24 protein-coding genes are annotated in these 26,671 nt (G+C 61.6%); 14 read left to right on the top strand and 10 right to left on the bottom strand.

What is annotated here, in order from left to right; genetic code table 11:
- Positions 1-68 precede the first annotated feature (68 nt).
- The 7 genes from PAF12_RS02010 to PAF12_RS01980 all read left to right on the top strand — a co-directional run bounded on the left by PAF12_RS02010 (position 69) and on the right by PAF12_RS01980 (position 8,285).
- Positions 69-1,112: an AraC family transcriptional regulator gene (locus tag PAF12_RS02010; RefSeq protein ID WP_271108349.1), complete on the top strand. Its 1,044-nt coding sequence runs from the start codon at positions 69-71 to the stop codon at positions 1,110-1,112.
- A gap of 60 nt (positions 1,113-1,172) precedes the next feature.
- Positions 1,173-2,369: a DNA-processing protein DprA gene (gene dprA / locus PAF12_RS02005; protein ID WP_271108348.1), complete on the top strand. Its 1,197-nt coding sequence runs from the start codon at positions 1,173-1,175 to the stop codon at positions 2,367-2,369.
- A gap of 76 nt (positions 2,370-2,445) precedes the next feature.
- On the top strand, positions 2,446-5,085 hold the full coding sequence (gene topA / locus PAF12_RS02000) for a type I DNA topoisomerase (protein WP_271108347.1): 2,640 nt from the start codon (positions 2,446-2,448) through the stop codon (positions 5,083-5,085).
- Between the two features lie 42 nt (positions 5,086-5,127).
- Positions 5,128-5,526 carry a hypothetical protein gene (locus tag PAF12_RS01995; protein WP_271108346.1) on the top strand — a complete coding sequence of 133 codons (399 nt, stop codon included), beginning with the start codon at positions 5,128-5,130 and terminating at the stop codon, positions 5,524-5,526.
- An 11-nt stretch (positions 5,527-5,537) separates the two neighbouring features.
- Complete coding sequence (locus PAF12_RS01990) at positions 5,538-6,761, top strand: bifunctional 2-polyprenyl-6-hydroxyphenol methylase/3-demethylubiquinol 3-O-methyltransferase UbiG (RefSeq protein ID WP_271108345.1); 1,224 nt, start codon at positions 5,538-5,540, stop codon at positions 6,759-6,761.
- Between the two features lie 179 nt (positions 6,762-6,940).
- Complete coding sequence (locus tag PAF12_RS01985; protein WP_271108344.1) at positions 6,941-7,645, top strand: CoA transferase subunit A; 705 nt, start codon at positions 6,941-6,943, stop codon at positions 7,643-7,645.
- A gap of 1 nt (position 7,646) precedes the next feature.
- Positions 7,647-8,285 (top strand): CoA transferase subunit B, encoded by a 639-nt coding sequence (locus tag PAF12_RS01980; protein ID WP_271108343.1) that lies wholly within the window; start codon positions 7,647-7,649, stop codon positions 8,283-8,285.
- Positions 8,286-8,484: 199 nt separating this feature from the next.
- Here PAF12_RS01980 and phoB read toward each other — a convergent pair whose 3' ends face one another.
- The 7 genes from phoB to PAF12_RS01945 form a co-directional block, all read right to left on the bottom strand.
- Positions 8,485-9,177: a phosphate regulon transcriptional regulator PhoB gene (gene phoB / locus PAF12_RS01975; RefSeq protein ID WP_271108342.1), complete on the bottom strand. Its 693-nt coding sequence runs from the start codon at positions 9,175-9,177 to the stop codon at positions 8,485-8,487.
- 5 nt (positions 9,178-9,182) lie between these two features.
- Positions 9,183-9,908, bottom strand: coding sequence for a phosphate signaling complex protein PhoU (gene phoU / locus PAF12_RS01970; protein WP_271108341.1), 726 nt, complete (start codon positions 9,906-9,908; stop codon positions 9,183-9,185).
- An 18-nt stretch (positions 9,909-9,926) separates the two neighbouring features.
- Complete coding sequence (pstB, locus tag PAF12_RS01965; RefSeq protein WP_271109629.1) at positions 9,927-10,724, bottom strand: phosphate ABC transporter ATP-binding protein PstB; 798 nt, start codon at positions 10,722-10,724, stop codon at positions 9,927-9,929.
- A 23-nt stretch (positions 10,725-10,747) separates the two neighbouring features.
- The gene (pstA, locus tag PAF12_RS01960; RefSeq protein ID WP_271108340.1) at positions 10,748-12,109 is read right to left on the bottom strand and encodes a phosphate ABC transporter permease PstA; all 1,362 of its coding nucleotides are present in this window, start codon (positions 12,107-12,109) and stop codon (positions 10,748-10,750) included.
- Positions 12,106-13,560: a phosphate ABC transporter permease subunit PstC gene (gene pstC / locus PAF12_RS01955; protein WP_271108339.1), complete on the bottom strand. Its 1,455-nt coding sequence runs from the start codon at positions 13,558-13,560 to the stop codon at positions 12,106-12,108. Before pstC ends, pstA begins: the two co-directional genes overlap by 4 nt.
- A gap of 66 nt (positions 13,561-13,626) precedes the next feature.
- A complete protein-coding gene (locus PAF12_RS01950; RefSeq protein ID WP_271108338.1) occupies positions 13,627-14,658 on the bottom strand; it encodes a substrate-binding domain-containing protein in 1,032 nt (343 codons plus the stop codon).
- A 151-nt stretch (positions 14,659-14,809) separates the two neighbouring features.
- Entirely contained in the window at positions 14,810-15,289 is a 480-nt protein-coding gene (locus PAF12_RS01945; protein ID WP_271108337.1) for a MarR family winged helix-turn-helix transcriptional regulator, read from the bottom strand.
- A gap of 97 nt (positions 15,290-15,386) precedes the next feature.
- Here PAF12_RS01945 and PAF12_RS01940 point away from each other — a divergent pair, with 97 nt between their 5' ends.
- Positions 15,387-16,985: an MFS transporter gene (locus tag PAF12_RS01940; RefSeq protein WP_271108336.1), complete on the top strand. Its 1,599-nt coding sequence runs from the start codon at positions 15,387-15,389 to the stop codon at positions 16,983-16,985.
- A gap of 116 nt (positions 16,986-17,101) precedes the next feature.
- Here PAF12_RS01940 and PAF12_RS01935 read toward each other — a convergent pair whose 3' ends face one another.
- A complete protein-coding gene (locus tag PAF12_RS01935; RefSeq protein ID WP_271108335.1) occupies positions 17,102-17,965 on the bottom strand; it encodes a LysR substrate-binding domain-containing protein in 864 nt (287 codons plus the stop codon).
- Positions 17,966-18,067: 102 nt separating this feature from the next.
- On the opposite strand from PAF12_RS01935, the gene PAF12_RS01930 reads away from it, so the two are divergent.
- The 6 genes from PAF12_RS01930 to PAF12_RS01905 all read left to right on the top strand — a co-directional run bounded on the left by PAF12_RS01930 (position 18,068) and on the right by PAF12_RS01905 (position 24,877).
- Positions 18,068-18,871 carry an HAD family hydrolase gene (locus PAF12_RS01930; RefSeq protein WP_368045156.1) on the top strand — a complete coding sequence of 268 codons (804 nt, stop codon included), beginning with the start codon at positions 18,068-18,070 and terminating at the stop codon, positions 18,869-18,871.
- Entirely contained in the window at positions 18,868-19,794 is a 927-nt protein-coding gene (locus PAF12_RS01925) for an ABC transporter permease (RefSeq protein ID WP_271108334.1), read from the top strand. The genes PAF12_RS01930 and PAF12_RS01925 overlap by 4 nt, the downstream gene beginning before the upstream one ends.
- 10 nt (positions 19,795-19,804) lie before the next feature.
- Positions 19,805-20,680 (top strand): ABC transporter permease, encoded by an 876-nt coding sequence (locus PAF12_RS01920; protein ID WP_271108333.1) that lies wholly within the window; start codon positions 19,805-19,807, stop codon positions 20,678-20,680.
- A 59-nt stretch (positions 20,681-20,739) separates the two neighbouring features.
- Positions 20,740-22,290: an ABC transporter substrate-binding protein gene (locus tag PAF12_RS01915; protein ID WP_271108332.1), complete on the top strand. Its 1,551-nt coding sequence runs from the start codon at positions 20,740-20,742 to the stop codon at positions 22,288-22,290.
- An 80-nt stretch (positions 22,291-22,370) separates the two neighbouring features.
- Entirely contained in the window at positions 22,371-23,216 is an 846-nt protein-coding gene (locus PAF12_RS01910) for a metallophosphoesterase (protein WP_271108331.1), read from the top strand.
- Positions 23,213-24,877, top strand: coding sequence for an ABC transporter ATP-binding protein (locus tag PAF12_RS01905; protein ID WP_271108330.1), 1,665 nt, complete (start codon positions 23,213-23,215; stop codon positions 24,875-24,877). The genes PAF12_RS01910 and PAF12_RS01905 overlap by 4 nt, the downstream gene beginning before the upstream one ends.
- 99 nt (positions 24,878-24,976) lie before the next feature.
- On the opposite strand, the gene PAF12_RS01900 is transcribed toward PAF12_RS01905, so the two are convergent.
- Positions 24,977-25,903: an electron transfer flavoprotein subunit alpha/FixB family protein gene (locus PAF12_RS01900; protein WP_271108329.1), complete on the bottom strand. Its 927-nt coding sequence runs from the start codon at positions 25,901-25,903 to the stop codon at positions 24,977-24,979.
- Positions 25,903-26,661, bottom strand: a complete 759-nt coding sequence (locus tag PAF12_RS01895; RefSeq protein WP_271108328.1) for an electron transfer flavoprotein subunit beta/FixA family protein — start codon at positions 26,659-26,661, stop codon at positions 25,903-25,905. The genes PAF12_RS01900 and PAF12_RS01895 overlap by 1 nt, the downstream gene beginning before the upstream one ends.
- Positions 26,662-26,671 lie beyond the last annotated feature (10 nt).

Here is a 26,671-nt window from a genome sequence, read left to right as displayed (position 1 = left end):
AACGGATCCGACCCGCAAATCCTGTCCTGAAACCTGTTTCAGGACATCCACAGCGGAATTGAGGACATATGACACAGGGTTCCCTGCCAAGCCTGCCACTGCCGTTGATCTCGGCCCTGCTCTGCCTGCTGCTTGCCATTCTGGTCTGGCGGCTCAATCCGGGATCGAGATGGACCCCCAGATTCTTCTCGCTGCTTTTCGCAGAACTGGCCCTGACGGCGCTGCTGGTGGCGCTGCGCTTTGCCTACAGCATCGAAACCTTTATCCTGTTGCAAGCGATCCTGCCGCTGCTGACCGGCCCCAGCCTGTATCTGGGCTTCATGGCCCTCGCCACGCCCGAGGATCGGCTCGGCCCGCTTGCCGCACGGCATTTCGGCGTGGTGGCGATCGTCGTCCTCGCCGGACAACTCATGCCGTCACGCCTTTCCGCCATGGATGCAGCGATCAGCCTCAGCTACCTGACATACGCGATCCTTCTGTTCAGGCTGTGGCGGCGCGGACCCGACGCGCTTCCGCTCGCCCGTTTTGGCATGGCGCGCAGGATTTCGGACTGGATGCTCTGGGGTATCGGGCTGCTGCTGGTCCTGCTGGTGATCGATTCGGCCATTTCGGTCAGCTTCGCCATGCGCCGCGCGGGACAGGCGACAACACTTATTACGCTGGGTTCGATGCTCATCATAGCTGCGTTGATCCTCCTGCTGATCGCCCTGCCCCGGTTTCTCGACGGTAACACCACGGAACCCCGGAAAGCGGAGCGCACAACCGATGAGGAACGTTTGGAGGCCGCCGCCCGCGCGCTTCTGACCGAAACCCAGATCTATCTCGACCCGGAGTTGAGCGCACAACGCCTCGCCCGCCGGCTGCATGTCCCTGTGCGCAACCTGTCGGCAGCGATCAACAACTCGTCCGGGATGAACCTGTCGCAATATGTCAACGGTTTCCGCCTCGATCATGCGGCGAAGCTGCTGCGCCAAAGCGACGATAATGTCACGAGCATCCTGACCAGTTCCGGATTCCTCACCAGATCAAATTTCTACCGCGAATTTGGCCGCGTCTACGGTATGACCCCTGCCGCCTACCGCAAGGAAAATAAACCGACCCGGATTCGCTAACACTTTCTTAACTATTTTCGACAATAACGGGCGGGGAATGAGGCGGAGCTGAGATTCAGGTTGTTTTCTTTCAACTCTCCCCCCACACCCTCCTCCGCGAAGGAAGACGATCTTCTCTTTCTCCGTCTCATTCGCTCACGGCGGGTCGGCCCGGTGACATTTCATCGCCTGATCGCCGAACACGGCAGCGTCGCCTCCGCGTTTGATGCGTTGCCGGATGTCGCGAAGAAAGCCGGGGTGAAGGGCTATGAGCCTTGTCCCGAAAAAGCCGCCACCGCCGAACTCAGGGCAGGCCATAAGGCAGGCGCGCGTCTGATCCGTTGCGATTCGCCCGACTATCCGGCCCTGCTGCGCAGCATTGCTGGCGCGCCCCCGGTGCTTTGGGTGAAGGGCAACGCCGAAGCGCTGTCAAAACCGGCCATCGCCCTGATCGGGGCGCGCAATGCCTCGTCCCTCGGGCTGCGCATGGCACGCGGCCTCGCTGGTGCGCTTGGCGAGGCGGGATATATCATCGTCTCCGGCCTCGCCCGCGGCATTGACAGCGCGGCGCACGGGGCTAGCGTCAAGACCGGAACTGTCGCCGTCATGGCGGGCGGCATCGATGTGATCTACCCGCCAGAAAACGCAGCGCTCGCGGCGATGATCTGCGACAGGGGCTGCCTGATTTCCGAACAGCCCCCCGGCATGGCCCCGATGGCGCGGCATTTTCCCATGCGCAACCGTATCATCTCCGGTCTCAGCCGTGGCGTGGTGGTGGTGGAGGCAGCGGCGAAGTCCGGTAGCCTGATCACAGCGCGAGACGCGCTCGATCAGGGGCGCGAGGTGCTCGCCGTGCCCGGTCACCCTGTCGATGGCCGCGCTGGTGGCTGCAACCAGCTGATCCGTGACGGCGCAATGCTGATCCGCAATGCGGAGGATATTCTGGCCGCCTTGCCGCTGGCGGAGGTTCAAAAAGCACCCGATGACATGGCTCAAGGCATAGTCGCGCCGGAGCGGTTGCCGCCTGATCTTGCGGCGCAGATCGCACCCGCAAGGCCGGAATTGCCCCTGCCGCCCCGCACACGCCCCGATACAGCCGGGGTGGCGCGGAAAATCCTGTCCCGGCTTTCACCCAGCCCGATCGACGAGGATATGCTGATCCGCGATATCGGCATTCCCGCGTCGACCGCGACCGCCATCATCTCGAAGCTGGAGATCGAGGGGAAACTGTCCCGCCTCGCCGGGGGAAAGCTCGCCCTGAGCCCATCCCGGACATAGCAACTGCGCCGCCGCCCGTTGACACGCCAGCAAACCGCCCCCATGTTGTCGCGCCGAATCCGCAATGAGGTCCGCCATGCCTGTCGTCGTCGTAGAATCGCCTGCTAAAGCCAAGACGATCAACAAATATCTGGGCGACGACTACACCGTTTTAGCCTCCTTCGGGCATGTCCGCGACCTGCCCCCGAAAGACGGCTCGGTCGATCCCGACGCCGATTTCGACATGAGATGGGAGGTCGCCTCCGATTCGAAAAAACACCTCAAGGCGATCCGTGACGCGCTGTCGGGCGACGACGCGCTGATCCTCGCCACCGACCCTGATCGCGAGGGGGAGGCGATTTCGTGGCATCTGTTGGAAGCTTTGGCCCCGGCATTGAAAAAGGGCAAGTCGGTCAGCCGCGTGACCTTCAACGCGATCACCAAGAACGCCGTGACCGACGCGATGGCCAAGCCGCGTGAGATCGACCGCGATCTGGTGGATGCCTATCTGGCGCGCCGCGCGCTGGACTATCTCGTCGGGTTCAACCTGTCCCCGGTCCTCTGGCGCAAGCTGCCCGGCGCGAAATCGGCAGGGCGCGTGCAGTCCGTCACGCTGCGCCTGATCGTTGAACGTGAGATGGAGATCGAGGCGTTCAAGCCCCGCGAATACTGGTCCGTCCACGCCCGTCTGGCCACGCCTTCGGGCGAGGAATACGACGCCCAACTCGTCAGCCTCGCCGGTGACAAGCTGGAACGTTTCGACATTCCGACCGCCGAGAAGGCGCGTCTGGCGCTTTCCGCCATCGACGCCCGCGATCTGACGGTCAGCAGCGTCACCGCCAAGCCCGCCACGCGCAACCCGTGGCCGCCCTTCATGACCTCGACCCTCCAGCAGGAGGCGTCGCGCAAGCTGGGCCTGGGCGCGCGGGCCTGTATGTCCACGGCGCAGCGGCTCTATGAGGCGGGGCTGATCACCTATATGCGGACCGACGGCATCGACATGGCGCCCGAGGCGGTCATGTCCGCCCGCGACGTCATCAAGTCGCGTTTCGGCGAGAACTACCTGCCGAAATCGCCGCGCATGTATAAGAACAAGGCAAAGAACGCGCAGGAAGCCCATGAATGTATCCGCCCCACGGATATGTCGCTGTCGCCAGACAAGCTGCGCATCTCGGCCAGCGATCAGCGGGCGCTTTACGACCTGATCTGGAAGCGGACAGTGGCCAGCCAGATGGAAGCCGCAAGGATGGAACGGACCACGGTCGAAATCGCCAGCGCCGACGGTCAGGTCGGGCTGCGCGCCACGGGTCAGGTGATGATGTTCGACGGCTTCCTTGCCGTTTACGATCAGGGACGCGACGACGACGATGGCGAGGACAGCAACCGCCTGCCCCAGATCAGCGAGGGCGAAGCTGCCCGCAAGATCGCCGCCTTCGCCGCCGAAGAGGGCGTCTTGGTCGATGACAGCAAGACCGCCGCCGCCCGCCAGCATTTCACGCAGCCCCCGCCCCGCTACACGGAGGCTACGCTGGTCAAGAAGATGGAAGAACTCGGCATCGGCCGCCCCTCCACCTATGCCAGCATCGTCACCACGATTCAGGACCGCGAATATGTCCGCAAGGACAAGAACCGCCTGATCCCGGAGGATAAGGGCAGGCTCGTTACCGCGTTTCTGGTGAAGTATTTCCCGCGCTATGTCTCCTATGATTTCACCGCGAATCTGGAGACGGAGCTTGACGATATTTCCTCCGGCAACCGCGCCTATCGCGAGGTGCTGCGGCGTTTCTGGCGGGATTTCACGGCAGCACTCGAAGGCACCTCCGAACTCCGCATCACCGAGGTGCTGGAGGCGATCGATGACGCGCTTGCCCCGCATCTTTATCCGCCGCGTGAAGATGGCGGCGACCCGCGCGAATGCCCGCTCTGCCATCAGGGTCGGCTGAACCTGAAAACAGCGCGGTCGGGCGGGGCCTTCATCGGCTGCTCACGCTACCCGGAATGCCGCTTCACCCGCCCGCTTTCCGCCCCGGATGGGGGAGAAGCCGTGGGCGACCGTGTGCTTGGCCACGATACGGGCGACGAGATCAGCCTGAAAACCGGCCGCTTCGGCCCCTATGTGCAGCGGGGCGAACCGACGGAGGATCAGCCCAAACCGCCCCGCGCCTCCATCCCCAAGGGCTGGGACGCGAATAATGTCGATCTGGAACAGGCGCTGAAACTGCTCGCCCTGCCCCGACCCATCGGCCCGCATCCCGAGGATGGCGAGTTGGTCGAGGCCGGAATCGGGCGCTACGGCCCTTATGTGAAACACGGCAAGAAATACGCCAATCTGCCCGATGTCGAAGAGGTGTTCACCGTCGGCATGAACCGCGCCGTCGAGGTGCTGGCCGCCAAGCCGACCCGAGGCCGCGCGGCAGCGGCAACCCCGCTGAAGGAGCTGGGCGATCACCCCGATGGCGGGCCGGTCAATGTGATGAATGGCCGATACGGTCCTTACGTCAAATGGGAAAAAATCAACGCAACCCTGCCGCGCGATCTCGACCCCGCCGATATCACCCTCGAAAAGGCGCTGGAACTGATCGCCGCCAAGGCCGCGAAATCGCCGAAGAAGAAGGCGGCCGCAAAGAAAACCACGAAGAAACCTGCGGCGAAAAAGGCGGCGACGAAGAAACCGGCGGCCAAGAAAACCGCCAGCAAGGCCGCCGCGAAGAAAGCGTCTGACGACACGGAAGGTTAAGCCGCAATTGCCGGACACACCCATCTGAACGGAGTATCTGCCGTGAATGAGGACGATCTCGACGCGCTGCTGCTCGTGGAGGACGCATCTCAGCTGACCGATCAGCAGGTGCGTTACCTCCGCGATAACCCAGAACTGATGTCGCTGATCGGCGACCGGGAAAGCCTCGGCTCGCGCCATCTCTGGTGGATTTTGGTGGTGGCCGTACTGCTGGTTGCGCTTTCAAAGGTTCTGGCTACGAAATTCGACAACGCTTTCGACCAGTTCGCCGTCGATGTTGTGGTCGATCTCGTGTTCGAAATGGGCGCCGCCTTGATCGGCAGCGTCGCCACGGTGATCTTCATCAAGCATCGCGAGCGCAAGCAATTCGTCGAAAACCTGCGTTTCCGGGCCGAGACCCAGCGACGTATCGCGGCACTCGACGCGAAGGAACCTGAATAGGGTTGCCCTGCATGGAAGGCCGCGCGATTCGCTTAGCTCATAAGTTTTGTAAACAAAACGGATGGCCGCTCGCCCAGGGAAACAGAACGTATATTCTCTCAGTTTTTCAGCGCAGATTGACTAGTCTCTCAAAGCGGGTGACTTTATCGCCTGAAAGCCCGATCGATAGTTCAGATCGATCATTCATTAAGGCAGAGGATACGATGGTCAATTCCCAAACCCCGGATTATCAGAACGAGTTTTCTCAATTTCTCTCTGATTTCTCTGATTATATCAGGTTCGAGAAAGGAAAAATCCTCGAACGAGTTACAGACTATTCCCCAGTCTCAACCTCTGCGGTGTTAGCGAAACTGCACAAGATTTCCGGGCTGCGTGATCTTCCCGACATGTCATCGGATGCCCTGCTCGTTGACCGGCTTTCAGAATGGTTAATAAACGCACCGCCCGAGCAACGGGAATTGGCGGGACTGAATATTGTCCGGCCCGAAGCTGGAACACACCATATTCCGGGACGATACCCGATTTTCTATGATTTCCAGAACCTCGATATTGTCCTGCATGAATTTCTGGAGGCAGGCGCTTCGCTAAGCGGTCGATTCCTGGACTTCGGCTGCAGTAGCGGACGAAATCTGGCAGTTCTGGATTACGCTTATTCCGATAGTCTGGATCTATACGGTTCCGATCCCTCAGCACCGTCAATCGAGTTTGTCAGAGAGACTTTACCCAACGTAAACGCCGTGACCAATGAGCAGAATCCGCCATTGCCTTTCGCAGACGGCTTCTTCGATTTTGTCATCGCAAAGAGCATCTGGACCCATTTCTCCACTACGGCAGCAGCGAAATGGTTCGCAGAAATTTCTCGCTGCCTGGCCAAAGGAGGATATTTCTTTTTTTCAACGCACGGACCCCACGACATCGCATCGAGGATTATCAGGAATATTCCCAGCCCAAGATACGACCGTTTCGCCGGCGACGATCACTGGACGCGCGATAGCTTCCTAAGCGCCGCGATCAAGGGGTTGCGAAATGACGCCGTGTTCTTCCAGCCCTTCAAGGAAATCACCTATCAGGGCGATCTGAAAGGGGTCGAGAATGCGGTGACCGACGACTGGGGTGTAACATTCCTGCTTAAGGATGCGGTAGAAGCACTGCTTCCCGACGATCTGGAAATCGTTCGGTATCGCGTTGCCCGGACAGCCAGTCGCCATGACAGCTATATCGTGAAAAAGCGGTGAAATAAGCCAACGCCAAACGTTATAATCCCGACCTGCCCGTCCTTGACGGTCTTTCGACGTGCAAACGACCTCAACTCGCTGGCTCTAATGCTTCCGCGCCGACGCGCTGCTACCGCTACCGCACGTTGACACGGCCTGCCCCCCTTGCGACAACCTTTCTGACAATTCCGGAGGAGAAGATGAAAAAGATCTACCCCGATGCCGACGCGGCGCTGGACGGGCTGCTGTTTGACGGCATGCATATCGCGGCAGGCGGCTTTGGCCTGTGCGGCATTCCCGAGCTTCTGATCGACGCGCTTGTGCGCAGCGGCGTCGAGGATTTGACCGTCGCCAGCAATAATTGCGGCGTCGACGGGTTTGGCCTTGGCAAGCTTCTGGACACCAAGCAGATCAAAAAAATGCAGTCTTCTTATGTCGGTGAGAACGCCGAATTCATGCGCCAATATCTCTCCGGCGAGCTTGAGCTGGAGTTCAATCCGCAAGGCACGCTGGCCGAGCGCATGCGCGCCGCAGGCGCCGGCATTCCCGGTTTCTACACCAAGACCGGCGTCGGCACGGTCATCGCCGAGGGCAAAGAGGTCAAGCAATTCAACGGGGAAGATTATATCCTCGAAGAGGGCATCTTCGCCGATCTCTCCATCGTCAAGGCGTGGAAGGCCGACGACACCGGCAACCTGATCTTCCGCAAGACCGCGCGCAACTTCAACCCGCCCGCCGCCATGTGTGGCAAGGTCTGCGTGGCCGAGGTCGAGGAAATCGTCCCGCGCGGCTCCATCGACCCGGATCTGATCCACCTGCCCGGCATCTATGTGCATCGCATCATTCAGGGCGATCACGAAAAGCGCATCGAACAGCGCACCACCCGCAAGCGTGAGGAGGCCTGATATGGCTGGGGAACAGAAGGGTTGGGACCGCAACCAAATGGCCGAACGCGCCGCACAGGAACTTGAAGACGGCATGTATGTGAACCTCGGCATCGGCATCCCGACGCTGGTGGCGAACTATGTCGGCGACAAAGACATCACCCTGCAATCCGAAAACGGGATGCTTGGCATGGGCCCCTTCCCCTATGAGGGCGAGGAAGACCCCGATCTGATCAACGCGGGCAAGCAGACGATCACCGAATTGTCGCGCACCTCCTATTTCGACAGCGCCACCAGCTTCGGCATGATCCGCGGCGGCAAGATCGCGGCTGCGATCCTTGGTGCGATGGAGGTGGCCGAGAACGGCGATCTGGCGAACTGGATGATCCCGGGCAAGCTCGTGAAGGGCATGGGCGGGGCAATGGACCTCGTCGCCGGTGTCGGTCGCGTGATCGTGGTGATGGATCACACCAACAAGCATGGCGAGTCAAAGGTGCTGAAGGAATGCACCCTGCCCCTGACCGGGAAAGGCGTTGTCGACCGCATCATCACAAATCTCGGCGTGCTGGACGTGGTCGATGGCGGGCTGAAGATCGTCGAAACCGCCGATGGCGTTTCCGAAGACGACGTCCGCAAGGCGACCGAAGCCACCATCGTCTGAGCGGCGCCACATATATGCCAAAAGGCCCCGCATGCGGGGCCTTTTTTATGTCTGCCATTGGGATTGCCCGACGTGCGCTTTAAACGGTCTCAAACCGAGCGCGACGGCACAAACCGGGCTGCACGACCCGATGAAACGTTGTGCAAACAGAAGCTTAATTTACCTTTGCGCATAGCTGCGAAAACCCCGCAGCCCCGGCTCAACCCAGCGAATAACCCGTGCCGCGCACGGTGCGCACCGGATTATCGCCGCCATTGGCCATCAGCGCCTTGCGCAGGCGACCGACATGCACGTCGATGGTGCGGGTATCGACATAGATGTCGCGACCCCAGACCCGGTCCAGAAGCTGCTCGCGGGTCCAGACACGGCCCGGTTTTTCCATCAGCGTCGACAGAAGCCGGAATTCGGTCGGGCCCAGATGCAGGGCCTGACCGGCGCGGAACACGCGATGTTCGCCCGCGTCGAGGATGATATCGCCATAGCTCAGCCGCTCGCCCATCGTGGCCGGGCGGGTCCGGCGAAGCTGGGTGCGCAGCCGGGCCATCAGCTCGACCACGGAATAGGGTTTGACGACATAGTCATCGGCCCCGGTCTCCAGCCCCCGGACCCGGTCGACCTCGTCGCCGCGCGCAGAGAGCATGACGATCGGGATCTGGCGGGTGTCCGGATCAGCCTTGACCCGCCGACAGATCTCGATCCCGGAGACATTGGGCAGCATCCAGTCCAGCACGATCAGATCGGGCTGCTCCTCCTGAACCAGAAGCAGGGCTTCATCGCCGTTTTCAGCGGTCACGACGTCGAAGCCCTCAGCCTCGAGGTTGTATTTCAGAACCTCGCGCTGCGCGCCCTCATCTTCGACAACCAGAACACAGGGAGTCTGTCGGGCCGACATAGTTCTTATTCCTCGTCCTGGGCCACCGGCGTACGAACCACGCTGTCCTTTTTCGGACGAGCGTCCTCCGGAAGCTCACCAGTGACAAGATAGATCACCTGTTCCGCAATCGTCGTGGCATGGTCGCCCATACGCTCGATATTCTTGGCGATGAAATGCAGATGCATGCAGGCCGTGATGTGCCGCGGGTCTTCCATCATATAGGTCAGGAATTCGCGGAACAGCGCATTATACATCTGGTCCACTTCCAGATCGCGGTCGCGGACATCGGCAGCCAGATCGGCATCACGCTGGATGTAGCTGTCAAGCGCATCCTTCAGCATCCGCTCAACCGTCACCGCCATCCGGCGCAGCGCCATGCCGGTGCCGTCAATGACCGGCATCTGCGACAGAACATGGCTGCGTTTTGCCATGTTCTTGGCGTAATCCCCGACCCGCTCCAGCGAGGCGGAGATCTTGATGACAGTCAGGACCAGCCGCAGATCGGTCGCCGTCGGAGCGCGCAGCGCGATCAGCCGCGCCGCCTCCTCATTGACCTGAAGATCGAGCGCGTCGATCTCCTTGTCGCGGCGGCGCACCTGCTCCGCCAGTTCTTCGTCAAAGGTTTCCAGCGCCCTTGCGGAGTCCGTGATCGCGGTCTCCACAAGTCCGCCCATCCGCACCACGAGGGCCTGAATGGTTTCCAGATCGCGGTCGAAAGCCGAAGCGATATGTCTGGTTTCATTGCTCATTTCACGCGCTCCTGAAGGTCAGCCGATACGGCCGGAAATATAGCTTTCGGTCCGCGGGTCCTGCGGATTGGTGAAAATATCGTCCGTGTCGCCATACTCGACGAGGTTGCCGAGGTGGAAGAAGGCGGTTTTCTGGCTGACCCGCGCCGCCTGCTGCATGGAGTGGGTCACGATCACGACCGAGAAATTCTCGCGAAGCTGGTCGATCAGCTCCTCGACCTGACTGGTCGCAATCGGGTCAAGCGCCGAGCAGGGTTCGTCCATCAGCAGCACTTCCGGCGCTGTCGCAACGGCGCGGGCGATGCACAGACGCTGCTGTTGGCCACCGGACAGGCCGGTGCCGGGTTCCTGCAGGCGATCCTTGACCTCATTCCACAGGGCCGCGCCGCGCAGCGATTTCTCGACGATCTCGTCAAGCTCCGCCTTGTTGCGCGACAGGCCGTGGATACGCGGGCCGTAAGCCACGTTGTCATAGATCGACTTCGGAAACGGGTTCGGCTTCTGGAACACCATGCCGACCTTGGCGCGAAGCTGCACCGGGTCGACACGCTTGTCGTAGATGTCCTCGCTGTCGATCTCGATCTTGCCCTCGACGCGCGCGACGTCGATGGTGTCGTTCATGCGGTTGATGCAGCGCAGAAAGGTCGACTTGCCGCAGCCCGACGGGCCGATGAAGGCAGTGACGGTCTTGTCGAGAATGTCGACATCGACATCCTTGATTGCGTGTTTATCGCCGTAATAGACCTGCACGGCCCGCGCGGTGATCTTGATCTCGTCCTGCGTCACGTTGCGCTCCACAATGCTCATATCGTTCATGATATCCATCCCAGCCACTCTACTTACCAGCGGCGTTCAAACTTGCGGCGCAGATAGATGGCCAGCAGGTTCATGCAAAGAAGGAAGAGCAGCAGCACGATGATCGCGCCGGATGCCCGTTCGAAGAAGGCGGGGTCCGCCCGGTTGGTCCAGTTATAAACCTGCACCGGCAGAGCCGAGGCGGGTTCGAAGAAGCCGGCAGGCGGGGCCGATGGGATGTCCTGCACAAAGGCAACCATCCCGATCAGCAGCAGCGGCGCGGTTTCGCCAAGCGCACCAGCCAGACCGATGATCGTCCCGGTCAGGATACCTGGCAGCGCCAGCGGCAGCACATGGTGGAACACCGTCTGCATGCGCGATGCCCCGACGCCGAGTGCTGCATCACGGATCGACGGCGGCACCGCCTTCAGCGCGGCACGGGTGGCGATGATGATCGTCGGCAGCGTCATCAGGGTCAGCACCAGACCGCCCACGACCGGGGCGGATCGCGGCAGACCGGCGAAGTTGATGAAGGCCGCGAGCCCCAGAATACCGAACACGATGGACGGCACCGCCGCGAGGTTGGAGATATTCACCTCGATAATATCGGTGAAGCGGTTCTGCGGCGCGAACTCTTCCAGATAGATCGAAGCGGCCACGCCGATCGGCAGTGCAAGCGCCAGCACGATCAGCATCATATAGGCGGAGCCGATGATGGCGACGCCCAGACCCGCAGCCTCCGGCCGGGTTTCAGAGGCGTCGGCATTGGTGATGAAGTCCCAGTTGAACTTCGTCTCAAGCGCGCCGCGATCCTTGAGCGCGTCGGCCAGCATCAGCTGTTCGGGGCTGGTGCGGGAGTCGATCGCGGCTTGCTCCATCGTGACGCGGCCCTTGAAATAGCCATCCACACGGGCGGAGGTCAGCGCCGGCACCTCAACCGTCTGACCGACCATCTCCGGGTCTGTCAGCACCTGTGTTCGCAGGGTCGTACGCGCCTGATCGGAGAAGAAATCCGCGATATCCGTGTCGCTCAGGTTCGGGATATCGATGCTGTTCTCCGCCAGATAGGTCTTGATGCCATCGGTCAGCAGCTGTCCATAGCTCAGCGTGAAGACGCTGGACATCTCGGCCGGGTCGCGATTGCCTTTCGGGTCGACGACCTCGGCACTCAGCGTGACCGGCACCGTCGCGTAGGTCTGGCGGAAGGCGGGAAGCCCGTCCGACAGAATAGTGATCACAAGCCAGGCCAGCGCCAGGATGGCGATGGCGATGGCACCGATGCCGTAAGCCTTGAAGCGGCTTTCGGCAGCATTGCGGCGGCGGGTGCGGGCGTCAACGGCCAGCAGCGATTTCGCTTCGCGGCGGGACGGATCGACCGGGGCGAATTCTGGGGTCGTATCGGTCATTCGTACTGCTCCCGGTATTTGCGGACGATGTAAAGCGCTACGATGTTGAGCGCGAGGGTAATGGTGAACAGCGTCAGGCCAAGGGCAAAGGCCACCAGCGTTTCAGGGCTGGCAAAGTCGTTGTCGCCCGTCAGCTGACCCACGATCTTCACCGTGATCGTCGTCATCGCCTCGAACGGGTTGACGTCGATCTGGGCCATTGCGCCGGCGCCGAGCACCACGATCATGGTCTCACCGATGGCACGCGAGGCGGCCAGCAGAACCGCACCGACGATGCCTGGCAGGGCAGCGGGCAGCACCACCTGACGGATGGTTTCCGAATGGGTGGAGCCAAGGCCGAGGCTGCCGTCACGCAGCGATTGCGGCACGGAGTTGATAATGTCGTCCGACAGCGAGGAGACGAAGGGGATCAGCATGATGCCCATCACGATGCCCGCCGTCGCAACCGAAGACCCGGTATCGCCAAGGTTCAGCGGCTGTGCGATCCAGTCACGCAGCAGCGGACCAACCGTCACAAGTGCAAACAGACCGTAAACGATGGTCGGGATCCCCGCCAGCACCTCGATCATCGGCTTGGCGAAGGAACGAACGCGCGGCGAGGCGTATTCGGACATGTAGATCGCCGCAAACAGACCGATCGGCACCGACACCAGAAGCGCGATGAAGGAGATATAAAGCGTACCCCAGAGAAGCGGCAGAAGGCCAAGTTCGGAGCCGCCGCCAAAGCTCGGCGTCCATTCGGTTCCGAAGAAGAAATCCGTCCAGGGATAAAGCTGGAAGAAGTTGATCGATTCAAAGACCAGCGACAGCACGATACCGACAGTGGTCGCGATGGCGATGGAGGAACAGCCGATGAGGATATACCGGATCACCTGCTCCACGACATTTCGCGCCCGGAACTCCGGGTTGGTGCGCCATAATGCGTAAGCAAGTCCGCCGACCGACAGCAGAATGACGATGATGCTCAGCCAGGTCGCACCGGCCTGCGTGATCCGCAGGTTATGCTGGGCCGCATCAAGGATCGGCTGCTGGGTCAGCAGGGCGAGCCCGTTCTCGCGCATCAGGTCCAGACGGTCCTGATCGTCGACCGTCAGGCTCAGCGCCTCGGGGCGCGTCAGCACGTCCTGATTGATCGCGGCGCGCAAGGTCCCTGCGACCTGACCAACCTGGTTCAGCACCAGACCGCGGCTTTCACCTTCGGAGATGGCCTCGTCCGGAAGATAACGGGAAACCGACCGTTCCACGATCAGCGGCTGGGCAAGCAGCCAGATAAGCATGACGATGAACGACGGCACCATGACATAAAGCGCGACGTTCCAGCCATAGTAACTTGGGCGCGAATGCAGTTGACGTATATCGCCATCCACCTGCTGCAAAGCGCGGCGGCTGCCCAATACGTAACCGACTGCGGCGAGCGCAAGTACGATCAAAATAATCCACAGGACGGGCATGATTTCCCCCGAAAAAAAACAGAAGGCCGGACAGCACGACAGGCTGCCCGGCCAAGCCGGTATTAGTTACTGCATGGTCGCTTCGTCAGCGATCTTCTGCTGGGTCTCGGCCAGAGCCGGATCCGGAACCAGACCGTAATCCGACAGCGGGCCGCCCGGGCCGGCAACAGCGTCGGAGACGAAGAACTCAGCATATTCCTTCAGGCCGGGGATCACGCCGATGTGGTCTTTCTTGATGTAGAAGAACAGCGGACGCGAAACCGGGTATTCGCCGGAAGAAACGGTTTCGACCGAAGGCGAAACGTCATTGATGGTCGCGACTTTCAGCTTGTCGGTGTTGTTCTCGTAGAAGGACAGACCGAACACGCCCATGCCGTTGGCGTTGCTTTCGATGCGGGCCAGCGTCTCGGTGTAGTCGCCATCGATGTCGACCGAACGACCATCGGTGCGAACTGCCATGCAGGCGCCTTCAGCAGCGTCTTCGTCGCCGCCGTTAGCTTCAACAAAAGCTTCCATTGCGCCGGTTTCTTCGCAGCCAGCCAGCAGAACCTTTTCTTCGAACACTTCACGGGTGCCGTGCTTGGTGCCCGGGATGAAGGCCAGGATTTCCTGCTCCGGCAGGTCAGCATTGACGTCCGACCAGTTGGTGGCGGTGTTTTCGACAACCGCGCCATCAACGACGACTTCTTTGGCCAGCGCCAGGAACACGTCCGACGGGGTCAGGGCGAAGTCGGCACCGTTGATGTCCGAAGCGAAGACGATGCCGTCATAGCCGAACTGGACTTCGATGATGTTGGCAACGCCGTTGTCGGCGCAGGTCTGAACTTCTTTGTCACGGATCGCGCGCGAAGCGTTCGCGATGTCGATGGTGTTTTCGCCCACGCCTTCGCAGAACTGCTTGAGGCCGGCCGAGGAGCCGCCGCCTTCAACGACCGGAGCCGCGAAGTCGGTGTTTTCAGCAAAAGCTTCCGCAACGATGGTCGCGTAGGGCAGAACGGTCGAGGAACCAGCGATTTGCAGCTGGTCGCGCGCCGATGCAACGGACGCCGATGCAGCGATAACGGCCAGAGCCGAAACGGTGAGCTTAACGGTTTTCATAGGATCACTCCTGGAATCATTTAACCGGCAAGAATTTGCCTTCGCTCTCCCTATGAGGCGAATGCGACGCTTATGCGACATCAATATAACGGTTTTATGACATCACGGTCTGAAAGAGCTAGCGCCTTGTTTGCCGCACTGATTTTTTCGCTCACCCTTCCGGGTCGGTCGCGCCGGACCCTTCCTCCAACCGACGGTAGAGCGAGCGGTTCAGGCGATCCAGATCGTCCACGAAATGCGCGACTTCGTCTGGCCTCCATTCGGCAACCAGTCTGGAAACGCCGTCTTTGCGGGCCGTCTGCATCTGGGCAGCGCAGGCCGCGCCTTCCGGTGTCTGCTCGAAAAGCGTGCTGCGCCGGTCCTCGGGGTCGGGCCGCCGCGACACGAAGCCCTGCCCTTCCATCGCCGCAAGCTGTCGTGTGACAGTTGTGGTGTCGAGCGCCAGCACTTTCGACAGCTCTCCGACACGGCGCGGGCCGTCGCGCAATTGTAGAAGCAGCAGATAATGCGACCGTTCCAGCGGATAGGCACGGCGGCGGTTCATCGCTTCCAGCAAGCGCGCCAGCGTCGCCAGCTCCTGCTCAAGCCGAGCAATCGCCGAAGTCTCCGCTGCCCCATCAATTTTGTCCATGCTCCCCCCGTCAGACGCTTTTATCGCGGTTGCGAATCTCTCACAATATAAATATGTATTATACATTAAGTGTATTATACATGTAAAAGGTATCCCCATGTCCTCCGCCTCTGGAAAGCCAGATTTCTTCGATCAGCCGAAAGCCGTCTGGGCCACGGCCTTCGCCTGCGTTGTGGGTTTCATGTCGATCGGTCTGGTCGACCCGATCCTGACCTCCATCGCAGAAGGGCTGAATGCCTCGCCATCACAAGTGTCACTGCTGTTCTCCAGCTATTTCCTCGTCACCTCGGTGATGATGCTGGTGACGGGCTGGGTCAGCAGCCGGATTGGTGGCCCGAACACAATTCTTCTGGGCACCGCCCTGATCGTGGTCTTTGCCGCACTGGCGGGGCTTTCGAATTCCGTGGCCGAGCTGGTCATGTACCGTGCCGGTTGGGGCCTGGGCAACGCGCTGTTCGTGGCAACGGCGTTGTCGGTCATCGTCGCCACTTCACGGGGGGGAATGTCCGCCGCGATCCTGATGTATGAGGCGGCACTTGGTCTGGGGATTTCCGCAGGCCCGCTTCTGGGCGCAGCACTCGGCACGATGTCATGGCGCTATCCGTTCTTCGGTACGGCGGCGCTGATGTGCGTGGCGTTCCTCGCCGTCTATTTCCTGCTGCCGCCACTGCCGAAGCCGGCACAGAAAACCTCGCTTTCCGCGCCGATCAAAGCCCTGGGCGACAAGGGCCTGTTGATCACGGCGGTCGCCGCCTTTTTCTACAATTACGGCTTCTTCACCGTGCTGGCCTTTGTGCCATTCGTCCTCAACATGTCGCCGTTCGCGGTCGGGATGATCTTCTTCGGCTGGGGCCTGTTCCTCGCCGTCTTTTCGGTGTTGATCGCACCGCGCCTGCAAGCCCGTTTCTCCTCCGTGCAGATCCTGTCCGGCTGCCTTCTGGTTTTCGCGCTGCTCCTCTGCGTCATGGCTTTCGCTCCGGCCCCGGTCATTGCCGGTTGCGTCGTCTTCTCCGGCGCGCTGATGGGGATTTGTAACACTGTCTTCACCGAGCTGGCCCTTGGAGTGTCGGACCACCCGCACCCCGTCGCATCAGCCGGCTATAACTTCGTCCGCTGGTTCTCCGGCGTCATCGCGCCCCTTGCAGCGCCCCATCTGGCCGAGAGCTTCGGCACACAATCGGCCTTCTTCGCTGCCGTCATTGCCGCCATCGTCGCGACCGCCGTTCTGGTCCTTGGCCGCAACGCACTTCGCGAAAAAGACGAGGAACTGCACGTCGCGGTCACGGCTTCCAAATCGGGCATCTTCGCCGCCCTGGAGGGCAGCCCGAAAGACGAAGCCGTTCTGGCGCGCGCCGCAGCCTTGGCCAAAAACCATGCAATGCCGGTCTTCGTGCTGCATGTCCGGACCTACGAGATCGCCGGGGGCATGGCAGTATTTTCGGAAACGGTGGCCGACGCCGCGAATATCGTCAACGCCGCGCTGACCCGCCTGCGGGCCGAGGGCGTAAAGGCCGAGGGCGATGTGATCGAGGCCGCAGCAGCCCATCTCGTGCCCGCCATCGACGCACAGTTGACCGGGTTGTCACCGAAATACGTCGTCATCAGCCGTGGCGAAGGCGGAGACCTCAGCCACGGCAGCACGGTCGAAAACCTGTTGCGCGAGATGCCGGAAGGGCCGGAACTGGCGATGGTATGACCGGATCGGTCACGATCATCATAGCTTACCCACAGATCAGGCCGGGAAATCCCCGGCCTGATCCTTATGCGGGCGGCCTTGAACCGCAACGGCCAGACCTTCGCCCCAAGGACGCATCAGGGGTCGGAGTTTCCGTCAAAGCCATAGCAACATGAGAAAAACGCGTCGATCACCTGCCCCTTGGTCTCCGCGAGGCAGAACGCCGTGTCATGTGTCGCGAGCCCCTCCATCTCGGTGATCGCAAGCCGGACGACGCCATCCACCCGCGTCGTGCTGTCGGCCCAGATAAAGCCGATCCCAAGCCCGTTCACCACGGCCTCATAAAGACCGTCACGCGCGTCAAGCGTCAGAAAAGGCTTCGGCGTCAGCCCCGCACGCGCGAACATATGATCCACGGCACGCTGGGTGGATGATCCCGGCGCCCGAAAGATCAGCGGCTCACGGCAGAGCGTTTTGGCGCTGATTTCGTCGGCCGCCGCCAGAGGATGATCCTTCGGCGCGATGGCAAGGACACGGGTTTCCGACAAATGCCGCACCCTGAAGCGGGAATCGCGGGGTGCGTCAGGCAAAACCCCGATATCGTAATCATGGGACAGCACGCCGCGTGTTATTTTCTGATGCGAACCCGTCTCGACCTGAAGTTTGACATGCGGAAAGCTCCGGTGGAATTTCGCGATCACCGCCATGCCCGGCATCGCATTTCCCAGCCCGATAACGATCTCGCCCTCGCGCAACGATGCCCGGCTGACAAGCAAGCGCCGCGCATCCGCCTGTGCCTCGGCAATGCGCTCAGCCGAATCGCATAGTTTCAGGCAAAGCTCGGTCGGCACCAGCCTGCCGTTTTCGCGCCGGAAAAGCCTCACCTCAAATTCCGCTTCGATTCCCCGGACAAGCGCAGAGATATTCGGCTGCGTCACCCGAAGCCGCCGCGCCGCAGCCGCGTAAGAACCCGATTCGGCGACCGCTCTGACGGATTCCAAACGAGCATTCGAAAGCGCCTTCATAAAATACAAATCCCCGATTTGGTTAAGGCAAACTTTAACCTTGCTTCGTGTCCGTCATGTTACAATCCGCCTCTAGCCGTGCTCCCGAAGGCGGATCGGGCGATCCGCGCAAACGGGAGTGGTCCTGTGGACGCGGCAACACCAAAGAACTCAGAAGCAAGGATTTTTCCCCGGCTCGACCCCGCCGCGATACAGGGGGCGCGGATCGTGCTGTGCGACCTCGACGGCTGCTTGATGTCGGCGGGGAGAGCGTTCGACGATGCGGTCGATTATGTCGAAGCCTGTGGCGAACGGATCTGGGTCGTGTCGAACAGATCCGACATGACCGCACCCGAACTTTCTGTCTGCCTCCAGCATCTCGGCCTGCAAATCCCGCCGTCGCGCATCATCCTCGCCGGTGAATTCGCGCTGGATCATCTGTCCGCGCATGGCCTCCGCCGCCTGGCCCTTTACGCCGCCCCGGCGCTTCATGCACATGCGCGTCGCCTCGGGCTCGACCCGGACGATGCAGAAGACCCCGAGGCGGTTCTTCTGTGTCGCGATCCTGCGCTGACCGTCGACGGGATGGGGCCGTTGCTCAACATGCTGGACAGCGGCGCGCCGCTATGGGTGTCGAATGAGGACCTGTCGCATCCCGATCACCGGCACCGACCTATTGCCGAAACCGGGGCGCTGCTGGCGGCGCTGCGTGCCATTCGCCCCGATCTGACCTGGCAGAGCCTTGGCAAACCGGAACCGGCAATGCTGCTACATGCGCTGCGGCTGTCCGGCAACCAGCCGGGCAACGCGATCTTCGTCGGCGACAACCCAAGGACCGACGGCGCCGCAGCCGCAGCAGCGGGCATCCCCTTTCATCACATCCAACGCGCGAGGAAGTCATGAGCATCTATATCATCCGGGTTCTCCTCAAGGCCGTACTGACGCTGTTCGCGATTGTTACGGCAACCTTCGTGGCGACGCGGCTGTCCGGCAATCCGATGGACACCTTCCTCGGCGAGGGACTGACCGCCGAAGGCCGGGAGCAACTGATCGAGTATTTCCAACTCGACGGATCGCTTTGGGAGCAATACGTCGCCTATCTTCGCGGCGCGCTTTCGGGCGAATTCGGGCTGAGCTTCGTGGATCGCCGCCCGGTGACCGAAGTGGTTGCGGACCGGCTCTGGCCCTCGGCGCAGCTTCTGCTGTCCTCGATCCTGCTGACGATTTCGGTGTCTATCCCGCTGGGCGTTCTGGCGGCGGTTTACCGCAAAAGCTGGATCGGATCGGCGGTCATGGTCGTCGCCTTCACCGGCTATGCCGTGCCGAATTTCATTCTGGCAATCATCATGATCCTTATCTTCTCCTACTGGCTCAACTGGCTGCCGGTCATGGGCAATGGCTCATTCCTGCATTTTCTGATGCCGACCCTTACAATGTCCGGGGTCCTGATCGCGGCGCTGACGCGGTTTACCCGCAACGCCATGCTCGACGTGCTGGGACAGGAGTTCATCCGTACCGCCCGCGCCAAGGGGCTGAGCGAACCGCGTGTGGTTCTGCGTCACGGGCTTGGCAACGCCTCCATCACCGTGATCTCGGTCGTCGGGCTTCAGATCGCCAGCCTCGCCGCCGCAGGCAGTGTCGTGGTCGAAAGCATCTTTGCCTGGCCGGGCGTCGGGCAGTTGCTCGTGAATGCGGCCATCGTGCGTGATTATCCGGTGCTGCAATTCGGCGTCATCGCCGTCGCCATTGCCGTCGTCGCAATCAACACACTCACCGACATCGCCTATGCGCTCGCCGACCCGCGCATCCGGCTGTCGCAGAGCTGAGGAGAGAACCATGGCAACCATTGCAAACCCCGCCGCCCGTCCGAAGGCAAGGAAGCGTGGCATGGACTTTATCCAGATCGTCGCCCTCGCCATCGCGGTTCTGCTGGTGCTGGGCGCATTATTCGCGCCGCTGCTGACCCCATTCGATCCGCTTGACCAAAGCCTGCTGTCGCGGCTTCGCCCGCCCGTCGGCTTCCCCAATGCCGACCCCGGCCATATCATGGGCACGGATGAGCTGGGCCGCGATGTTCTGTCCAGGACGCTTTACGGGCTTCGCCTCACGCTGCTGCTTGCGCTCTCAGGTGCGATAATAGGGCTGTTCCTCGGCGGGACGCTGGGCCTGATTGCCGGGCTGAACCGCGGGATCGTCGAGGATTCGATCATGTCGCTTGTCGACATGCAGATCGCCATCCCGTTCACGCTGGTCGCACTGCTGCTTCTGTCCATTCTCGGCACCACCCTGCCTGTCCTCGTGCTGGTGCTGGGCATTGCCGGATGGGAGCAATACGCGCGGATCGTGCGCGGCGAGGTCCGGCGCATCGCGGCGATGCCGTTTCTGGAATCGGCGCGCACCGCCGGGGCCGGTCCGATCTACATTGCCCGCCGCCATGTCGTGCCGAATATCGTTTCTGCGCTGGTGGTACAGTTCACCCTCGCCCTGTCCAATATCGTGATCCTCGAAAGCACGCTGTCCTTTCTCGGCCTCGGCGTCCAGCCGCCCAATCCGTCGCTCGGTTCGATGGTCGGGCTGGGCCGGGACTACATGCCGACCGCCCCGTGGATCGTCCTGACACCCGCCGCGCTGATCGTCGCTCTGACCTTCTCGGTTCAGATCCTCGGCGACTGGCTGCGCGACCGTGCCGATGTGCGGTTGCGGGAACGCTGATCAACAACAAGAGCCGCGTGACAGCGGCCATTTTCACCCCTCTCCCGGAGTATGTACAAATGTTTCGATTGCTGCTGACCACCACAATCGCTGCGCTGCCAATGGCCGCCGCCGCGCAGGAAATCACCGTCGCCGCCGCCAATGTCGCGCCATATCTCGACCCCGGTCGCGACCACTCCAATGTCGGCTCCCAGTTCTACTACAACAGCTTCGACACGCTGATCGACCGTGATCACAGCAAGCTGGAACCCGAATGGGTTCCCGGACTGGCGGAATCATGGGAAATCGTCGAGCCGACCATGATGGAGCTGAAGCTGCGCGAAGGCGTGACCTTCCACAACGGTGAAGAGATGAACGCCGATGATGTCGTCTTCTCGCTGAACCGGATGTTCCAGGCGACCTTCCCGCCCTATGTCGTGCGCTCCAAGGATCGTCTGAACAACTTCGACCGTGCGGAGAAAGTCGACGACTACACCGTGCGGATCTACACCAAGCGCCCGGAACCGCTGTGGGAAACGCTGGTCTCGATCCAGCAGATCGCCATCATCCCCGAGGACTACACCAAGGGGCTGACCGGCGATCCGGCTGTCGCTGAAGACAGCGACTACGAGGCCTTCTCGCTTGCCCCGGTCGGCACGGGTCCTTACCGCATCGCCACGTTCCAGCCGGGCGAACAGATCGTCTGGGAACGCTTCGACGATTTCTGGGGCGAACCGGCACCGCTTGAGCGCGTGACTGTCACGCAGGTCGCTGAAACCGCCAGCCGTGTTACGGCGCTGAAAACCGGCGAAGCCGATATCATCACCAATATCGCCCCGGACCAGCTCAGCCTGATCGAATCCGATCCCAACCTGAAGGCCGAAGGTGCGGCGACGGCTCTGTTCCATGTCATGATCATGAACGAGAACCATCCCAAGCTGAAGGATCCGCGCATTCGCCGCGCCATGTCGCTGGCGATCGACCGCGAGGCCCTCAATCAGGCGCTTTGGCAGGGTAAGGCGATCGTGCCGTCGACCCACACGATGAAGGAGATGGGCGAACTGCACCAGCCCGACCTGACGACCTTCGAATATGATCCCGAAGAGGCCAAGGCCCTGCTGGAAGAGGCCGGTTATGACGGCTTCGAAATCACCTATGACACGGCTGCGACCTATTACACCAACGCGCTTCTGGCCGCTCAGGCGATCATGGAGATGTGGGCTGCGGTCGGCATCAATGGCAAAGTCAATGTTGGCGATGAATGGACCGGCGGCAGCCCGGACATGATGGCCCGCAACTGGTCGAACCCGATGTATTTCGCAGACCCCTTCGGCTCCTTCGGCGTGATGTGGGCACCGGACGGACCGTCGGAAGGCGAAGGCCGCTTCAACACCGATGAAAGCTACGCCGAGAAATGGGACCGCTTCCGCTTCTCGACCGATATCGAGGCCCGCAAGGAAGCCTATCGCGAAGTCATGGAAGTCATCAAGATGGACCCGCCGGTCCTGCCGCTTTACCGCCCCTATGAAAGCTGGGCGATGAAGCAGTCGGTCAACTGGGCGCCGATGCCGGGCCATATCCCCTATGTGCTCGATTTCCGCGCCGGCAGCATTTCGCTGAGCGAAGAGTAATCGTTTCGGGCCGGGTCTTTCGGGGCCCGGCCCATCTCCGACAGATCCCATCTCCGACAGTTATTGAATGGAGTTTTCAGATGACGCGCATCGCAATCGTCACCGACATCCACCACGGCGCTCCCTCCCATACCAAGCGTGGCGATACGGCGCTGCCGCTGCTTGCAGAGTTCGTGGACTGGGTGAACGCTGAAAAGCCCGATCTGGTGCTGGAACTGGGCGACCGGATTTCCGACATCGATACCGAAACGGACCTGCGCCTGGAGCAAGAGGTGGCCGACGCGCTCTCCGGTCTGACCGTCCCGATCCACCATATTTGCGGCAACCATGATCGCGATCATATCTCCGTCGAACAGAACGAGCAGATCCTGAACGCGCGCCTCATGAACGAAGTGATCGACCTCGGCGATTGGCAACTCGCCCTGTGGCGTGCCGATGCCAAGATCCACCGGACACCGGATCTCATGGGCTTCGATTTACCGGAAGCGGACCTTCTCTGGCTGTCGCGCATGGTGCTGCGCGCGGAGAAGCCGACGCTCATCGCCAGCCATGTCCCAGTCTCCGACCATTCGCAGATCGGAAACTACTATTTCCAGCAAAACGCCGGGGTGGCGACTTACCCACAGGCCGACCGCGTGCGCATGGCGCTTTCGCAAGCCCGCGTGCCCGTCATCTGCATCGCCGGTCACGTCCACTGGAACACCGTCACCACCGTCGACGGCATCCCGCATCTGACCCAGCAAAGCCTGACTGAAAGCTTCACAACCGCAGGCGAACCGGCACGGTCCTGGGGTCTGATGACACTCGGCCAAACCGTCCACTGGCAGGTTTTCGGTGACGACCCGTTCGAGGCCCGCCTGACCCCGTCGACAACCCGCTGGACACCCCGGCTTGATCCCTTCCTCCCTCGAAAGGCCACGCAATGAGCATTTTGCCAAACGATGCCATCCTTTCGGTGAAGGATCTGCGTGTCGCCTTCGGTGAAACCGAGGCCGTGCACGGGCTGTCCTTCGACCTGTATGAGGGCGAGACGCTCGCACTGGTCGGGGAAAGCGGATCGGGCAAAAGCGTCAGTGCCCTGTCCATCCTGCGTCTCATCGAACGCGAGGGCGGGCGCATCACCGGCGGCTCAATCCGCCTCGGCGGGGCTTCTCCAACCGAAATTACCACCCTGCCACCAGCCGCGCTGCGCGCCCTGCGTGGCGAGCGCATCGCCATGATCTTTCAGGAACCGATGACCTCGCTGAACCCGGTGATGACCATCGGGGCGCAGATCATCGAAACCCTGACGCTCCACCGGGATATCCGCGGCGCGGCAGCGCGCGAAGCAGCGCGCGCTGCACTTGAACGGGTCGCGATCCCGGAACCGGAGCAACGTCTCGATCAGTATCCGCACGAGCTTTCCGGCGGCCTGCGGCAACGGGTCATGATCGCGATGGCTCTGGTCTGCGAACCGGAGGTGCTGATTGCCGACGAACCGACAACCGCACTCGACGTGACGACACAGGCCGAAATCCTCAGTCTGATCGCCCGATTGCAGCGTGAGTTGCGGATGGCGGTTCTGTTCATCACCCACGACCTCGGCGTGGTCTCCGAAATTGCCGACAGGGTCGTCGTGATGCGACATGGCGACAAGCTGGAAGAAGGCACCACAGCGGAGATTTTCAACAATCCCCAGGCCGCCTATACCCGCGAATTGCTGGCGGCATCGCCACGGCTCGGCGCCGGATCGCCCACGCCGCTCCGCAATGCCGAGGCGGTGCTCAAGCTTCGCGGACTGAGCGCGAGCTATCACAACAAGTCACTGTTCCGCCGCACGGCCCCGACACCGATCGTCCGCAATGTATCGCTGGAAATCGGCAAGGGCGAAACGCTTGGACTGGTCGGGGAGTCCGGCTGCGGAAAATCGACACTCGCCCGCACCGTCATGCGCCTGCTCGACCCTTCCGATGGCGAGGTCGATCTGCTCGGCACCCGCATCGACGGGCTGTCCGCCCGCAAACTCATGCCGTATCGCGCCCAAATGCAGATGGTGTTTCAGGACCCTTACGCCTCGCTGAATCCGCGCATGTCGATCAGGGATCTGGTGACGGAGCCCGCATATCTGCACGGCATGGTCCCGCAGGGGGGCCGCGATAAAATGGCGTCCGACCTGCTGTCCCGCGTCGGGCTGCCCGAAGATGCAGCCGAGCGGTTCCCGCATCAGTTCTCCGGCGGACAAAGGCAGCGCATCTGTATCGCGCGTGCGCTTTCAGTGCGGCCTCAGCTGATCGTTGCGGACGAAGCCGTCTCGGCGCTTGACGTCTCAAACGCACGGCGCGTGACGGAACTGATGGCGCAGATCCAGCGTGACGAAGGCACATCCTTCATGTTCATCAGCCACGACATTGCCGTGGTCGAGCGCGTGAGCCACAGGATTGCTGTGATGTATAAGGGCGAGATCGTCGAGACCGGCCCGACACAGGAGGTTCTCAGAAACCCGCAGCATGACTACACCAAGCGTTTGCTGAGCGCTGTGCCGCGAATCTCTCCGCCGAAATCTGTGGCTCCGGAAAGGGCGCACAGCATGGACCCGATCCCGGCGTGATAAGATGACGGTGCCTTGTCGACAGTCGGTTTCGAAACGGGAACCGCGCGGCGCTTTGGCACCGCGCGGTTCATGGATATTTAGGCCAGGCTGAAAGGCTCAGAGCTTTTCGGTCAGTTCCGGGACGATGTTGAACAGGTCGCCGACAAGGCCGTAATCGGCGATCTGGAAGATCGGGGCTTCCTCGTCCTTGTTGATCGCCACGATCACTTTCGAATCCTTCATCCCCGCAAGGTGCTGGATCGCGCCGGAGATGCCGATGGCGATGTAAAGCTCAGGTGCGACCACCTTGCCGGTCTGGCCGACCTGCCAGTCATTCGGGGCGAAGCCACTGTCGACCGCCGCGCGGCTGGCGCCGACCGCAGCGCCGAGCTTGTCGGCGAGCGCCTCGATGATCGCGAAGTTTTCTTCCGAGCCGACGCCACGACCGCCGGAGACCACGCGGCCCGCCGAGGTCAGTTCCGGGCGGTCGCTTTCCGCAACCTCGTCCGAGACCCACGCAGACAGCGCCGGGTCCGGGCCGGTCGCCTGATCGGTGACGGATGCGGATCCGCCCGCGCCCGCCGCATCGAAGCTGGCGGTGCGCACGGTCAGCACCTTCTTCGCGTCTTTCGATTTGACCGTCTGGATCGCATTGCCCGCATAGACCGGGCGCTTGAACGTATCGGCATCGACCACCTCGGAGACATCCGAGATCACCATCACATCCAGCAAAGCCGCCACGCGCGGCATGATGTTCTTGGCGTCGGTCGTCGCGGGGGCCGCGATATGGTCGTAATCGCCCGCCAGTTCGACCAGCAGCGCGGCGGTCGGTTCGGCCAGACGATGACCGTACAGCGCATCCTCGGCGACCAGCACCTTGGCCACACCGTCGATCTTCGCGGCTTCGTCAGCGGCGGCCTTCGCCGACGATCCGGCACAGAGCACCGTCACATCGCCCAGACCCTTCAGCGCATTGACCGCCTTGCCCGTGGCATCCGCGTTGAGTTCCCCATTGGTGACTTCACCCAGCAGCAGAACAGCCATCACACAACCCCCGCTTCTTTCAGTTTCGAGACAAGCTCGTCGACATCGCCGACGATGATCCCGGCCTTGCGGCCCTCGGGTTCGGCGGTGTGGGTGATCTCCAGCCGCGGGGTCACGTCCACGCCGTAATCCGCCGCCGTCTTCTCATCCAGCGGCTTCTTCTTCGCCTTCATGATGTTCGGCAGCGAGGCATAGCGCGGTTCGTTCAGCCGCAGATCCGCCGTCACGATGGCGGGCAGTTTCACCTCGATGGTCTGCAACCCGCCATCGACCTCGCGGGTGACCTTGGCCGCATCGCCCGCGATCTCCAGCTTCGACGCGAATGTCGCCTGACCCCAGCCGAGCAGGGCTGCCAGCATCTGGCCGGTGGCGTTCATGTCGTTGTCGATGGCCTGTTTGCCGGCGATGACCAGCTTCGGGGCTTCGGCGTCGATGACAGCCTTCAGGATCTTCGCGACCGCCAGCGGCTCGATATCCTGATGCACATCATCCGCCGCGACCACCAGAATGGCCCGGTCTGCGCCCATGGCCAGCGCCGTGCGCAGCGTCTCCTGCGCCTGCTTCACGCCGATCGAGACCACCACGACCTCTTCCGCCGTCCCCGCCTCCTTCAGACGGATCGCCTCTTCCACGGCAATCTCGTCAAACGGGTTCATCGACATCTTCACATTCGCAAGATCAACACCGGAACCGTCAGACTTAACCTTCGGCTTCACATTATAGTCAATCACGCGCTTAACCGGCACGAGGATGTTCATCAGTTTCTCC

This window comes from Paracoccus sp. SCSIO 75233, from assembly GCF_027912675.1.
In the GTDB taxonomy this organism is placed as follows: domain Bacteria; phylum Pseudomonadota; class Alphaproteobacteria; order Rhodobacterales; family Rhodobacteraceae; genus Paracoccus.
Note: the sequence above shows the minus strand (reverse complement) of the source record. Positions and strands in the feature narration are given on the sequence as shown.